The 15,172-nt window shown below is 41.6% G+C and carries 13 protein-coding genes; 5 read left to right on the plus strand and 8 right to left on the minus strand.

The window, feature by feature from the left end; all coding sequences use genetic code 11:
* Positions 1-53: 53 nt before the first annotated feature.
* The 5 genes from ACVR1G_RS01095 to ACVR1G_RS01115 all read left to right on the plus strand — a co-directional run bounded on the left by ACVR1G_RS01095 (position 54) and on the right by ACVR1G_RS01115 (position 7,411).
* Positions 54-1,307, plus strand: coding sequence for an MFS transporter (locus ACVR1G_RS01095; protein ID WP_447451378.1), 1,254 nt, complete (start codon positions 54-56; stop codon positions 1,305-1,307).
* An 11-nt stretch (positions 1,308-1,318) separates the two neighbouring features.
* A complete protein-coding gene (locus ACVR1G_RS01100; protein ID WP_447451379.1) occupies positions 1,319-3,664 on the plus strand; it encodes an ABC transporter permease in 2,346 nt (781 codons plus the stop codon).
* A 31-nt stretch (positions 3,665-3,695) separates the two neighbouring features.
* Complete coding sequence (locus ACVR1G_RS01105; RefSeq protein WP_447451380.1) at positions 3,696-4,418, plus strand: ABC transporter ATP-binding protein; 723 nt, start codon at positions 3,696-3,698, stop codon at positions 4,416-4,418.
* 197 nt (positions 4,419-4,615) lie between these two features.
* The gene (xerS, locus tag ACVR1G_RS01110) at positions 4,616-5,686 is read left to right on the plus strand and encodes a tyrosine recombinase XerS (protein ID WP_447451381.1); all 1,071 of its coding nucleotides are present in this window, start codon (positions 4,616-4,618) and stop codon (positions 5,684-5,686) included.
* 333 nt (positions 5,687-6,019) lie between these two features.
* Positions 6,020-7,411: a cation:dicarboxylate symporter family transporter gene (locus tag ACVR1G_RS01115; protein WP_447451382.1), complete on the plus strand. Its 1,392-nt coding sequence runs from the start codon at positions 6,020-6,022 to the stop codon at positions 7,409-7,411.
* 127 nt (positions 7,412-7,538) lie between these two features.
* Here the strand turns inward: ACVR1G_RS01115 and queF are convergent, their stop codons facing one another.
* The 8 genes from queF to ACVR1G_RS01155 all read right to left on the minus strand — a co-directional run bounded on the left by queF (position 7,539) and on the right by ACVR1G_RS01155 (position 14,810).
* A complete protein-coding gene (gene queF, locus ACVR1G_RS01120; protein WP_447451383.1) occupies positions 7,539-8,033 on the minus strand; it encodes a preQ(1) synthase in 495 nt (164 codons plus the stop codon).
* 31 nt (positions 8,034-8,064) lie between these two features.
* The gene (gene queE, locus ACVR1G_RS01125) at positions 8,065-8,781 is read right to left on the minus strand and encodes a 7-carboxy-7-deazaguanine synthase QueE (protein ID WP_447451384.1); all 717 of its coding nucleotides are present in this window, start codon (positions 8,779-8,781) and stop codon (positions 8,065-8,067) included.
* Positions 8,781-9,224 carry a 6-carboxytetrahydropterin synthase QueD gene (gene queD / locus ACVR1G_RS01130; protein WP_447451385.1) on the minus strand — a complete coding sequence of 148 codons (444 nt, stop codon included), beginning with the start codon at positions 9,222-9,224 and terminating at the stop codon, positions 8,781-8,783. Before queD ends, queE begins: the two co-directional genes overlap by 1 nt.
* Positions 9,224-9,883, minus strand: a complete 660-nt coding sequence (gene queC, locus ACVR1G_RS01135; protein ID WP_447451452.1) for a 7-cyano-7-deazaguanine synthase QueC — start codon at positions 9,881-9,883, stop codon at positions 9,224-9,226. Before queC ends, queD begins: the two co-directional genes overlap by 1 nt.
* 240 nt (positions 9,884-10,123) lie before the next feature.
* Entirely contained in the window at positions 10,124-10,729 is a 606-nt protein-coding gene (locus tag ACVR1G_RS01140) for a hypothetical protein (protein ID WP_447451386.1), read from the minus strand.
* Positions 10,730-10,797: 68 nt separating this feature from the next.
* A complete protein-coding gene (locus tag ACVR1G_RS01145) occupies positions 10,798-11,937 on the minus strand; it encodes an AI-2E family transporter (protein ID WP_447451387.1) in 1,140 nt (379 codons plus the stop codon).
* Positions 11,938-12,188: 251 nt separating this feature from the next.
* On the minus strand, positions 12,189-13,520 hold the full coding sequence (gene trmFO, locus ACVR1G_RS01150; protein ID WP_447451388.1) for a methylenetetrahydrofolate--tRNA-(uracil(54)-C(5))-methyltransferase (FADH(2)-oxidizing) TrmFO: 1,332 nt from the start codon (positions 13,518-13,520) through the stop codon (positions 12,189-12,191).
* A gap of 201 nt (positions 13,521-13,721) precedes the next feature.
* Positions 13,722-14,810, minus strand: coding sequence for a hypothetical protein (locus ACVR1G_RS01155; protein WP_447451389.1), 1,089 nt, complete (start codon positions 14,808-14,810; stop codon positions 13,722-13,724).
* Positions 14,811-15,172: the final 362 nt, after the last annotated feature.

Below are 15,172 nucleotides of genomic sequence, written 5' to 3' on the forward strand. Positions count from 1 at the left end.
CCACAACCGACCGTTGGTCGACGTATAAAGATATGATTCAAAGGAGAGCAAAATTGAAAAAATTTTTCACCCTATGGTTCGGGGAATTGATTTCCAGTATTGGCGGAGGGATGTCTGCCTTTGCTATGACTATTTACGCTTTGAAGGTTACAAATAGTGTAACCGCAGTTTCTCTTATAACCCTACTGGCATTTTTGCCAACTGTTCTGTTAGCTCCATTTGGCGGTTTTTTAGCCGATCGCTATGATCGGAGAGCCTTGATGATGATTGGTGACAGCTTCTCAGTCCTAGGCTTGCTTTATATCGTACTGAACTTGAATATCGGCTCAACCAATTTAAGTCCCATCTATATCGGTGTAACCATTAGTGCTGTCTTTTCGTCTTTGGTTGAGCCAGCCTATCGTGCAACAGTGAGCGATTTATTGACCAAAGATGAGTATGCCAAGGCAAGCGGCATGGTTCAACTGGCAGCTAGTTCACGTTATTTAATTTCTCCTGCCTTAGCTGGATTCTTTCTAGCCTACTTTGATATTCGCTTTATTCTTTGGCTGGATATCCTCTCCTTTCTAGTAGCTGTCCTCTTGATTTTCTGTGTTAAAAAAGGAATAAAAATTTCAAAACAAAAAGACAAAGAGAGAATTTCATTTGGAGAAACTTGGAAACTTAGCCGGAGCTATAAGGGTTTGCAATCCTTAATTGCTATGATGACCTTGGTTTGTTTCTTTATCGGACTAGTTCAAATTTTAGTTGAACCTCTGGTATTGAATATGGCTGATACGCAAACTGTTGGAATCATGGAAGCTCTTTGCACAATAGGACTTTTAGTCGGCAGTCTCTGGATTGGGATCAAAGGCATTCATCGGCAGCATGCAGCAATTTTAGCTCAGGCTGGATTGCTAGCAGGTCTCTTTATTGGATTGTCCGGCTTTGTCATGAATATATGGTGGGTCGGTATCACAATTTTCCTCTTTTTTATGACTTTGGCCTTTGTCAATACTTGTGCCGATGTGCTGGTCAGAGTAACTATTCCTAATGAATTACAGGGCAGAATCTGGGGAATGATTAGTTTTATCACCCAATTCGGTACCATTATTGCCTATCTATGCGCAGGTTTTCTGGCAGACCATCTATTTGAACCCCTGATGGCCAAACAAGGTGCCTTAGCAGGAACTATTATTGGACAATTGATTGGAAGCGGAGCAGGCAGGGGAATCGGGCTTATGTTGATTATTTCAGGAATTGGTCTGATCCTTAGTTCACTATTGATCGGCAGCAACCGCTCAATCACACAAATGAAGGTAGAGTAAGGAGGTGTCACATGTTCTACAAATTCCTAAAAAGCGATCTCAAGCGGCATCCTATCAAAAATCTGTTGTTAGTTGGTCTGACTAGCCTGTCTCTCTTTATCGTTTGTAGCGTTTTCTTTCTCATAAAACAGACGGTATCCAGCATTTCCGATATGTACCAAGTAGCCCAGCCGCCTCATTTTATCCAAATGCATCGCGGTCAGTTAAACCAAGAAGAGATTGATCAATTTAATCAATCATACTCAGGTGTCAAAGCTTGGCAGACTGTGCAGCTATTAAATGTCGAAGGAAAGCAGCTAACCGTTTATCACCAAAACAAAAAGCGTGATTCCTTAGCGGATTCGCAGCTGGATATTAGCTTTGTCAAACAGAATAAAGCCTACGACCTGCTCTTAAATGCACAGCATGAAAAAATAGCGTTAAAATCAGGAGAAGTAGCCGTTCCAAAAATTTTGCGGGATCAATTTTCCGTGAAAATCGGTGATCGGCTTCGTATTCAGGAAGGCGCATTTAGCAAAACCTTTACTATTACAGAGGTTGCTCACGACGCCCAGATGAATTCAACCTTGGCTTCCTCTACACGATTTTTAGTGAGCGATGCTGACTTTGCAGAGTTAACAAAAAATCTTTCTCAAAAAGAAGCCATCATCGAAACTTACTTTAACGATACAGGTCAAGCAGACAGCTATCAATCGGCCTATAAGAAAGCAAATTTACCACAAAACGGGCCATCCTTGACTTATCGCATACTCTTTTTTCTCAGTGCTTTAACAGATTTGGCCACTGCAGCTATCTACTTTCTAGCGGGAGGTTTGCTGCTTGTTATTACATTGATTTGCCTTCGCTTTATCTTACTGGCAGAGATTGAGGCTGAAAGCGGCGAGATCGGACTTTTAAAGGCTATTGGTTTGCCCAGCAGGACTATCAAACAGCTCTATCTACAAAAGATAGTCTTGACGACTGGCTTAGGCAGTTTAATAGGCTATTCTCTGACTCTTGTTTTTCTACCTGTAACGACGCAAAGAATCAGGGAAACCTTTGGCCAGACAGGTCTCTCATTAGTCGATGGCATATTAGGCTTTGTGATTGCAATCTTGCTTTTCTGCATCATCACTTTCTATTCCTGGATAATTTTGAATCGTATTAAAAAAGCAAGTGTTGTGGATCTCCTTGTTCAGGAAAATGGCTTTGTCTCGCGTAGAAAAAAAAGAAAATTTCCTCCTGTCCGTCATCTATCTGCCAACCTCTTAATAACAAGAAGAAAACTCAAAAACGGTTATGCTTTTCCGTTTTGGCTCTGTCTTTTCATAAGTCTAACTATCCTCCTTCCTTCTCGTCTTATTCATACTATGAATGCACCAGAATTCATTACCTATATGGGGAGCGCCAAATACGATATTTCTCTAGAAGTAACAGAAGGAGTCGACGCAAGAGCAAAAACTGCGAGGCAGACCCTACAAAAGCTCTTGCAGAGCCACTCTGTATCTCTCTCTGAAATCAGGAGAACACAACTGCAAGCCACCTCATCACAAGGAGACACAGTCAGTCTCCCAGTAGATATGGGGCAGTATGCAGGAAAAGAATTGCATTATACCCAAGGACACGCAGCTAGAGATGATCAGGAAATTACCCTGTCTCTTTTGGCAGCCGAGGAATTAGGGAAGGGTCTAGGAGACAAGCTCACTCTTACAGTGAATGGGCAATCCATTTCTCCAAAAATCGTCGGACTCTATCAGGATATTACGAATGGCGGAAAAACAGCGAAATTGTCCAGTGATTTCAGTCAGGCACATTCGCAAAAATACATTTTCTATCTCCGGCTGACTAACCACCATCAGAAGGAAAAAATACTGCAACTATTGACATCGAAGCTTGGTAAGAAAGGCTACCGCATTAACGATGCCAAAGGAATTGTTCAGCAAACCCTAGGCGGAATGATCCAAGAGCTGCAAAAGGCTTCAAATACCACTTTAGGAGTGAGTTTGCTGATTTTTAGCAGCCTTCTCTTCTTATTCTTAAGTTTACATGTCAAACGCAACCTCAAAGAATTCGTATTTAAGCGCACGTTGGGCTTATCCTTTAGCTCTGTCTATTTACAGGAACTTTATCCGCTAGCCATCAGCTCCTTGCTTGGTGCTTTCAGCGGAATCTTATTGGTACAGTATCTAGGAGAACCCTTTATTAGTAGTCTGTTTGGTCTGCTAAATTCTGGTATTCAGCAATTATCATTTGTCGCCATGAGCTGGACCGAACTCGCCGTTTATTTTTGCGTTTTGTTCCTTATTATTGCCATCCTCACTTATATGGCACTCATTCCTGTTAAACAGCAGTCATTCTTAGCCTATAGAAACGGATAACTCGGTCATCAGAAAGGAAAAAGGTCATACCATGTTAAGCATTCAGCATTTATCTAAATTTTTCGGAAAGAACCAAGTTTTAACTGATATCAATGTAACCGTTCATAAAGATGATTTTGTGACCATCATGGGACCATCAGGCTGTGGAAAAACAACCTTTCTTTACCAAGTCAGCGGTTTAGACAGAATTGAGTACGGAGATGTCTCCCTTAATAACCAGTCACTCAGCCAGTTATCTGACAACCAATTAAGTCAATTGCGTCTAGAAAATATGGGATTTGTTTTTCAGAAAAGTCAATTTCTCAGTAACTTGTCGATTATTGACAATATCGTTTTGCCAGCTCTCCAGCTAAAAAAGCAAGCCAAAAAAGAGATTTATCAACGTGCCTATGACTTACTTGAAAAGATGGCAATAGCAGATTTGGCAAATGCGGATATTCGTCAGGTATCGGGCGGTCAGCTCCAGCGTGCCAGTATCTGTCGGGCGCTTATTAATCAGCCTAGCATCATATTTGCGGACGAACCAACAGGAGCCCTCAATTCCCAAATGAGCCAAGAGGTTATGGGCATTTTCCAACAACTAAACCAAGAAGGAAGGACCATCATCCTCATCACCCATGACAGCCATGTAGCCTCCTATGGAAAACGCTGCCTGTTCATGAAAGACGGCCAGCTCATTTCTGAAATCATAAAGGAGGAAACAGAAGATTTCCTACTAAATATTGAACACGAAGCGAAAAAATTAGGGATATAAGACTAACTAATAAAAACCAGCTGCATGAATGTCTTTTATGTGGCTGGGTTTAGTTATGCCTCGAAAAGTTTAGGTATTAATCGTTTCAAGTATTTGTTATAACTTCTTTCCGAAAAACTGTAATTTTCTTGAAAAATATATAGAGGCGTGATATACTACTATCTAGATACTAGATAAAAAAACGAAGGAAACAAAAAATGAAACGTCAACGTTTATTAGAAAAAATCGAGGAATTAAAAGCTCTTATGCCTTGGTATGTTTTAGACTATTACCAGTCTAAACTATCAGTGCCTTACAGTCTGACGACCTTATATGAGTATCTCAAAGAATATCGCCGTTTTTTTGAATGGCTGATTGATGCTGACATTGTTCAGGCTGATAGGCTTGCTGACATTCCGTTAGACATCCTAGAGAAACTAACCAAAAAAAACATGGAATCTTTTATCCTTTACCTGCGCGAACGTCCGTCGCTCAACACCTATTCGACTAAAAACGGAGTTTCTCAGACCACCATCAACCGTACCCTATCAGCCCTATCCAGTCTCTACAAGTATCTAACTGAGGAGGTGGAAAATGATCAAGGCGAGCCTTATTTCTACCGCAATGTCATGAAAAAGGTCTCTACTAAAAAGAAAAAAGAAACACTTGCTGCCAGGGCAGAAAATATCAAACAGAAACTCTTCTTAGGTGATGAAACCATGGAATTTCTGGATTATGTGGACAAAGACTATGAAAACAATCTCTCCAATCGGGCCAAATCATCTTTCCGAAAAAATAAGGAACGCGATCTGGCTATTATCGCCCTGCTGCTGGCTTCTGGTGTGCGTTTGTCAGAGGCTGTTAACCTTGATCTAAAAGATATCAACCTCAATATGATGGTTATTGAAGTCACTCGCAAGGGCGGTAAGCGGGACTCGGTCAATGTTGCTGGTTTTGCCAAACCTTACTTAGAAGATTATTTGAAGATCCGCAAAGCTCGCTATAAGGCTGAAAAACAAGATGTGGCTCTTTTCTTGTCAGAATATCGTGGGGTTCCCAATCGTATCGATGCTTCTAGTGTCGAAAAAATGGTGGCTAAGTACTCGGAGAATTTCAAAGTTCGTGTCACTCCCCACAAGCTCCGTCACACACTAGCAACCCGTCTCTATGATGCTACCAAATCCCAAGTACTCGTCAGTCACCAACTCGGTCACGCTTCTACCCAGGTTACCGACCTCTACACCCATATCGTTAATGACGAACAAAAAGATGCTCTAGATAATCTATAATTTACGTATCATAAATTATGTAAACCAATAATTTAGCTTAAAAATACAAATGCGCTATGCACCTCACCCACTATTCCATGAGACGGGTGAGGTTTTTATATCCACCCTCTGGTTAAAAAATAGACTACGAAAGAGTCTAGTGATAGAAATTCTTTATCGCAGAGATTGAAAATTAGAATAGCCAAATCTGTTGAATTTATAGGAAGGGCGAACTATAATTTACTCATCAATTGAAGCTTCTATGTCATTGCTGAGAGTCATCTCTTTTCCTGTATCGCTTGTATCATAGACAGTCCAGCAATGACTCTGCCTATCATTATAAAGGAGGTTCTTATGACAGAAAATGTTTTAGCAAGTCTGATTGTGGGACTTGGTGGTATCGTTCTAGCTATCTTGGCTTATTTGCACCGCAGAAAAACAGGATTCACAACACTTGTCTTCACTGCACTGATTGCGGGAACAATTTTTGGACTACTACTGCAGCTCAGCTTAGGTGCTGATCATCCAGCTCTTTTAACAGCTCTCGATTGGTTGGGTATCGTAGGCAATGGCTATGTCAGTCTCTTAAAAATGCTGATTATTCCTTTAGTTTTCATCTCCCTCGTTAGCGCTTTTACTCAATTAAAAATCGCGCAAAATATTAAAAAAATTGCAGGAACGACCTTAGCTGTTTTACTAGGGACAACTTCTGCCGCCTCTTTGATTGGCTACCTTTCGACCATCTTGTTTAAATTACAGGGGGCTAATTTTTCAGGGATTGCAGATAAAGCAGCTTTGACCAACATTCAAGAACATCAAGATGAGCTGGCAGGCCTGACTCTGCCCCAGCAAATTGTCAACTTTTTACCAGGCAATATCTTTGCTGATTTTTCAGAAACACGCGCAACAAGCACTATAGCTGTTGTTGTCTTTGCTATTTTTGTAGGTGCCGCCTATTTAGCTGTCAAAAAATCGGAGCCAGAGAGTGCTGAGGTTTTTGCTAAACTTATCAAAAGTTTGCAATTGATTATTAATCGTATCGTTAAGCTGGTCCTTTCACTGACACCATATGGTATCTTTGCACTCATTACAAACGCAAGTGCGGTTAATTCTATAAAAACGATTGGACGGCTGGGTATCTTTATTATTGCAGTCTATCTAGCTTTAGTCGTCGTACTCTTGGTTCATACACTTTTATTAATAGCCAGTGGGATCAACCCTGTTGTTTATTATAAAAAGGTTTGGCCTGCTTTAATATTTGCCTTTAGTTCGCGAACCAGTGCAGGTACCCTGCCCCTGAATGTAAAAATCCAAACAGAGTCCCTCGGAGTTGACTCAACCATCGCAAACTTCGCTGCTAGTTTTGGCCTAACAATCGGTCAAAATGGCTGTGCTGGTGTTTACCCTTCGATGGTTGCGACGATTATTGCACCAACCATTGGAATCAATGTCTTTTCATGGCAGTTTATCCTTACTCTCATCTTAATCGACGTGATCGCTTCTTTTGGTGTTGCAGGTGTCGGCGGCGGAGCTTTGTTTACAACTTTGATTGTTCTTGGAACTTTAAACTTACCTGTAGCAACTTTGGGTATTTTGATTGCCATTGATCCAATTGTTGATATGGGTCGTACCCTGGTCAATGTCAATGACAGTATCTTGGCAGGTGTCATCACGGCCAAACGCACAGATCAACTGAATGAAACTCTGCTAAATGATACGAATATTACTGTTTCCGGTGCTCTATGATTTTAGAAACACAGGAAATCAGGCTGATTTTCGTCAGCATCATTCAAATGACTTAAAGCGGAGCTTATTAAAAAATAATAACCAGCTAGAGTAGAGATTCCCTAGCTGGCTATTTCTATGTATCTGATTACCGATTATCAATCGTTTCTGGATACAGGTCATGGTTCATGAGGCGGTAATTAGCCATCTCTTCATACTTGGTTTTTGGTCGTCCATAGTTAAAGTAGGGGTCGATTGAGATACCACCGCGCGGGGTGAATTTTCCCCAGACTTCAAGGTAACGGGGGTTAAGCAGTTCAATCAAATCCTTACCAATAGTATTGATGCAATTTTCATGAAAATCACCATGATTACGGTAAGAAAATAGGTAGAGTTTCAGCGATTTAGACTCTACGCAGAGTTCATCTGGGATGTAAGACAGATAAATAGTTGCAAAATCAGGCTGCCCAGTAATGGGACAAAGTGAAGTGAACTCCGGACAGTTAAACTTGATAAAGTAGTCATTTTCTTGATGACGATTTTGGAAGGATTCCAGAATGCTTGGATCATAGTCGAAAACATAAGGAACCCGCTGATTACCCAGCAAGGTTAAATCTTTCATTTCTTCTTGAGATGTTGTCATAATAAGTGCTTCTTTCTCTTATAATAATAATTTAGACACCGCGTTTATTATCGTAGACAAGGGTATGGAGCTGCGGTAAAACACGGACATTACCCCAGCTATCATCATTTGCAACGCGATCCCAGAGCTCATGCAGGCGCTGCAGCTGATTCTGAACAATGTTCCCTTGCGCTTTTGGCTCTGGATTTCCTGCTGAAAGATAGAGGACATCTGGCTGGTAGCGCTCCTGAATCATTTTGGCAAAGGATAGATCGTCATCGTTAAAGATGGGGATTTTAAAGGTGACACGCTCTCTTGGCAGCTTAGATACGATAAAATCCAAGGTTTCCATATTGACTACCATCTTACTGGAAGGTGGTTTGGGGCTTATCGTCACATCATCGATGTCTAAGAGCCAGTCCTGCCAACGTGAACCTTGCGTCTCAACAGCTAGAGTGACCCCGCGTGCCTTGAGTTTAGAAACCAATTCAGCCATATTGGCAGCTAAAAGACAAGGATTGCCGCCAGATAGGGTGACATAATCGTAGCTTCCCAGCGCATCCAGTGCCTCGATCACTTGGTCGCTGGTCATACGGGTAGGCTTCTCTGAACCATCCCAGGTAAATGCCGAATCGCACCAGTCGCAGTGATAATCACAGCCACCGGTGCGGACAAACATGGTTTTTTGCCCGATCGCACGTCCCTCACCTTGGAAGGTTGGGCCAAAGATCTCTAGAACAGGCAGTTTTAATACACGTTCCTTAGGCATTACTCTTCCTCCCATTCTCGGCGAAACTCCGCATAGGAACTTGGAGTTTCATACAAGCGTACATGCTCCATGCGTAAGCTGCGTTCTTTAGGTAAGGCAGCTTTGACGGTTTGGTAAATCCAGTAAACCATGTTCTCAGCTGTTGTATTCATATAAGGGAGGCTTTCATTGAGATAGCGATGGTCAAGTCTAGGCTCTAAATGCTCTTTATAAATAGCCTTTAGCTCACTGAAATCATAGACCATTCCTCGTTCGTCTAGCAATCCGCTGACAGCTATTTCTAAATGGTAGGTATGCCCATGCAGAGCCTTACACTTACCATCGTATTGAAAAAGATGATGAGCTGCATCAAAGGTAAAGGATTTTGAAACTAAAATACGCTTGGGCGCGTAAACTAATGACTCACCCGTTTCTTCTTTAATTTCCTTGGGTGCTGAAAACATTACTGCACCTCCTTTTGTGTTTGTGCTAAATAGGTATCTAGCCCACGCTGACGGAGCTTGCAGGCAGGGCATTTTCCACAGCCTGCACCGATAATGCCATTGTAGCAAGTCAGCGTTCTTTCTCGAATATAGTCAAAAGCACCTAAGTCATCAGCTAATGCCCAAGTTTCTGCCTTATCTAGCCACATGAGTGGGGTTTGAATGACAAAGTCATCATCCATAGCTAGATTAAGAGTGACATTGAGCGATTTGACAAAGACATCACGGCAGTCCGGATAACCAGAAAAGTCTGTTTCACAAACACCTGTCACAATATCTGTGATTCCTTTTTGCTTAGCTAGAACAGCCGCAAAGGAAAGGAAGAGGTGATTGCGTCCATCCACAAAAGTATTGGGAACTTCGCCTTCTTTTGATTCGATGGTCATATCTGTTGTGAGAGCGTTAGTTGTAATTTGCCCAAGCAGGGACATATCAAGAATATGATGGTCGATTCCTTGCTCCTTAGCAATATCCTTTGCAACCTCTACTTCTTCTTCATGGCGTTGACCGTAGGCGAAGGTCACGGCTTCAACATGCTGGTAGTGTTTCATGGCCCAGAACAGACAGGTTGTTGAATCTTGGCCGCCGCTAAAGACAACCAAGGCAGATTGGCGCTTCATATATGAATTCCTCATTTCTCAACTGGTGCGCATAAGAAAAAGCCTCTACCCAAGGGTAAAAGCCTGAATTTGCTTGTGTCGTAAAGCAGGTTTTTTTTAATGATGGCTTTTCCCAAACATCAGTTATTTGATTAATGCTTTATTATCTTAGCACGTTGAGAGTGGAAAATCAAGCTTTGAACCATAATAAAAGGAAGGCAACTGACTAGCTTGCTGCTTCCTTTTGTAACTTGACTATTTTTAGCGACGGTCGCGGCGTGAGCGGCGCCCTACTGGCCTTGGAATTTCCAATTCTTCAGTGTCAGCTGAGTAACGCTCAGAGCGGCGACCTTGCCGATAATCTGCTGCTTCCTCTTCTTCTACTAATAGACTTTCTGATTCCTCTGCTTCGCTATCAATTACTGTCTCTCTTGCTTGGGAACTGATTTCTTCACGAGTATTTTCGCTTTCAGAAAAAGCGTAATCCACTTCTTCATTTTCATCTTCATCTTCGTAGGCCTGTCTGCGATGGCGAGAAGTTTCGCGTTCTCGGGACGGAGCATCATCAACGCGTCTAGAGCCAGATACGTCTTCATTTTTTGTAGCCTTAAAGAAATGAATCAAAAGACCGAGGAAAAAGAGTAACTGCAGGACAATCCAGGCAGATACCCACCAGACGAACTGCTGAACGGAATCGTCCAGCTGGACGAGCTTGCCTTTACTAGCTGTAAAGTGAAAGCCAATCCTTGTCGCAACCTGTTGAATGTGCCAAACATTCATGACAATAAAAGCAAATAATACAATAGAAGCTAGTAAGGTCAAGATGACAATAACACGTTGAAAAATATTTTTTGAACTTTGTGACATAATCAATCGTCCAACTTTCTTAAAAATCTGCTATCATTATAGCATGATTAAGCCTATTAAGCTAGGGGTTATAAAGTGTTTTCACCGCTATCAAGGGCTGTTTCAGCTGCCGTTTTAGCGTGAACGTTATTTCTAATGAGCTTATAGACCGTTGCTGCAGTCGGAACAGCTAACAGCATCCCCAGAATTCCCCAGAGAGATGCCCCAACAGTAATGGCTAGAAGAACCCACATAGGAGGAAGACCAATGGAGCCACCAACGACGCGCGGATAGATTAGATTGCCTTCAAATTGCTGAAGGACAACTAGATAGATAATAAAGAAGAGCGCTTGTGGGACAGACTGGGTCATAATTAAAACCGCACCGATTGATAAGCCTATATAGGCTCCGACAACTGGAATTAAAGCTGTAAAACCTACCAGTACTCCAATTGTCGCAGCATAAGGGATCTTGAAAACAATCATCCCCAAAGAGCAAAGGCTCCCTAGAATAATGGCCTCAATCGTCTGTCCTCTAAAGAAACCATGAAAACTTTCGTGAGCAATTTGACGTACATAGTGAAACTGTTTCTCAATTTTAGGCAAATAAGCATGGACCAGCATATTACCCTGACGGCCTAATTTTTCCTTACCAGCTAAGACATAAATAGAAAAGACAAAACTAACAAAAACAGATATGAGACCGGAGGCAAAGCTTGTCACAGAAGTCAAAAGACCCGTTAGGATTCCGATCAGGGTTTCTGAAATCTGCTTATTGTAATTGGCTAAGAGATTGTTGGTAGTTTTGTTTAGGTCAATGTCAAAATAAGCTAAGAATCTTCTAATAGAAGGACTTTTTTGCACATCATCTAAATATTTTCCAATCCCCTTGATATCAATATTGGAGAGGGACCTTAAACTAGTCAATAAATCTGGCAAGACAATGTAGAAAATCAGGAAAATAGCAACCGCAAAAGTCATATAGGACAGAACGAGACTGATAGCGCGTTTGCCTGGAATATCGCGGCCAAAAGCCAAGTACATAAGCTTTTCATAGCCACTCAGGACTATGTTAATGATATAAGCCAATCCTGCCCCTGTTAAAAATGGGAGGCTGGCCCGATAACAAGTCAATAAAATATCCTGCCCTACTGACCAATATGTCACGGTAGCGTAAATAAGAGCGATAACTAAAAAAAGATAACCAAAGTGTCGTTTTGTTAATTTCATAGGCTTATTATAACTCAAAAAACTTGCTGGCTCAACAGCTCTTCCTAATAAGGTATAAATGCATTAAAAACTTTATAAAAATGAGTTTGGCGTAAAGTCAATATTCTATAAAATAGACAAACTCTTTTTTCTTGCTATTGCTGTTTTGATTTCTAGACAGAAGCAACGCCTACCCTGATTTGATGAACTTCGTAGAAGCATTAAAAAACAAGCCTACCCTAAGAGGGAACTAAAGCTTGTCTTTTACTTTTCTATAATGTAATTTTTTCGAGATCCGCCAAGGCGCGCTCCGCAATTTTTTCGTAGCGCTCCTTCTTATCACGAATTCGCGGTCCTTCCAGCTCCTTAATAATCCCAAAGTTAACGTTCATGGGTTGGAAATGCTTACTGTCGGTATGAGTGACGTAGTGCGGCAGGCTACCAATAGCAGTTGTTTCTGGGAAAATCAAGGGATCTTCTCCTTTAAACAGCCGAGTCGCATTGATGCCCGCGACAAGTCCAGAAGCTGCTGATTCAACATAGCCTTCAACCCCAGTCATCTGACCGGCAAAGAAGAGATTAGGATTTTTACGAGACTGGAAAGTCTGTGTCAATAGATTAGGCGAATCCATGTAAGAATTGCGGTGCATGACGCCGTAGCGAACGAACTCGGCATGCTCGAGCCCTGGAATCATTTGAAAAACACGCTTTTGCTCTCCCCATTTGAGGTGAGTTTGAAAACCGACCATATTATAGAGACTGCCTGCTGCATTGTCCTGACGCAACTGGACGACCGCGTAAGGCGTCTTATACTCGCCGTCACGCGGTCCTTGATAGTCGTCTGGATATTCCAAACCGACTGGCTTCATAGGACCGTAGAGCATGGTCTTGATCCCGCGTTTAGCCATAACCTCAATCGGCATGCAGCCTTCAAAGTACTTCTCCTTCTCAAAGGAATTGAGCGGAGCTTCTTCGGCATTGATGAGAGCGTCATGAAAAGACATGAACTCTTCTTTAGTCATCGGACAATTTAGATAAGCAGCTTCTCCCTTATCATAACGTGATTTCAGATAGACCTTGTTCATGTCAACAGTGCTGATGTCGACGATTGGAGCCGCCGCATCGTAGAAATAAAATCCTTCCCCGCCATTAAGGGCATGAATCTTTTCAGCCAGCGCATCTGATGTCAAAGGGCCAGTTGCCACGACTGTGATGGCATCCTCTGGAAGTTCAGTGATTTCGCCACGGATAACCTCAATGAGGGGATGCTTGCTGATTTCATCAGTCACCGCTTGGGCATAGCCCTCACGGTCTACTGCCATAGCACCACCCGCTGGAACGCGGTGATCTTCACCATTACGCATAATAATGGAATCCAAGCGGCGCATTTCCTCTTTCAAAAGGCCGACTGCATTGGTCAAGCTATCTCCACGAAAGGAATTGGAACAAACCAACTCTGCAAAATTACTTGTCTTATGCTGGGGTGTTGGCTTAATGCCACGCATTTCGTAAAGTTTAACGGGGATACCACGCTTGGCAATTTGATAAGCAGCCTCGGAACCTGCCAAACCCGCTCCGATAACATTGATATAAGATTGAGACAAAACTAATACCTCTTTGCTAGGGATCCCTAGCTCAAATCTTTCTAAAACTAATAGCTTAAGTATATCAAAAAATGCCTATTTAAGCGAATAAACTCACTAAGTTCAACACTCTCAAAAAGTAACTTAAAAAGATTCGCTTTTGCGAACCTTTTGCTTATATAACACATCAGTCTTTCCTAAACAACTTTTATAGACTAGCCATTATTTATTATAAATACTATTAAATAGTTGCTTTTGGTATTTGTCCTTGACGATGAGATATAGGATCATTTCTATGATGATACACACACCATAGCAAATAAATGCTAGTTCAGTATAAGACGTTAGGGTAACCTGATTGATAATGATCACAAAGAGCCCAGATACCCCGAGAGCAATTGCAAATGGCGCTAGAAATAGCCATCTAAGCGTACTTGCTGTAACAGCTTTTAAACGTGATTGGCTTAGGCCAATCTTCATCATGATGCTGTACTTCTTACTTTCTTCCTCTAGAGCAGAATAGAGTCTTGAGTAGATAATGCTAGCCATTCCGATTAGGAAAGAAACACATAAAATACTGCCGACATAAGAGACTAACTTTCTAGTCAAACTTTCATTGTCATAGTATTTATAATAGGATATCAAGGTCTCTTTCCCTTGTTCAAATCCGATCGCTTTCTCCAGTTCTGCTATTTTTCCTGCTTTACCCTCTTGATAGTGGACTTGGTCAAAGGCATAGATGGTGTCTTTGTTTAATTTCTGGGACAGCTCTTCGTATTTTTTATCGGAGATAACGGTAACACTTGTAAAATAGCCTGACAAGGCAATCACTCTCTTATCTAGTCCACTCTTCTTTGTGATGTGATAGCTTGATAATTTTTCTCTAACATTATCTGGTAAAACTGGCTCTGCTTTACCATCCACTCCAACCAGAAAATAGCTGTCATCTGTAAGGTTGAGCTTATTTCTATGCAAAAAGTCGGCGACTGCATTGTACATGCTATTGGATAAGATAATATGTCTAGTCGTTCTAAGGTCACTTTTTAGCTGAGCATAGTCAATAGTCAGCTGTTTAAAGTCATCAGTCTCGGATAATGTTTTAGAAAGGGTATCTGCCTTTTTAGCGCCATCTGCTTGATTTTCCCAATTAGCGTACATATAAGAGTAAGGGACTACTTTTTTTGTGTCCTGCGCAATATTTCTAGGCGCTCCGACAATATAGACTAGGGAGGTTAAGACGATACTAAATAAAATCACAACGCCAGTCATCGTCTTGATATTTGTATTGATTTTATATTTAAAATTACTCACAGTCACTATGAGTAACGTTTAAAGGCTTTTCGTATGCGGTTTTCATGAGTCTAGCGTACCAGTTTTGGTTGCCGAACAAATCTATTATACAATAATTTAACTCAAATGAAACCGCTCTACTAGGGGAATCAGGCGCTGGGGGAGGTAACTGATCTTCGATCAATTGTGGCGTTTTGAATACGTAAAAAGGGAAGGCCAAACTGCCCCTCCCTCACTGTGGATGATGAGCTCTTTTTGTGAAAGACATAAGAAGCAAGCACCGTTTTTCATTTCTGTCTCTTTCCTTACCAGCCTTCGCCGATAATCTAAACAACTGGACTGTACCGATAGTTATCATAAGTCACCTACTGGTTGGAGTTTTT

The sequence above is a fragment of the Streptococcus dentasini genome (genome assembly GCF_053206945.1).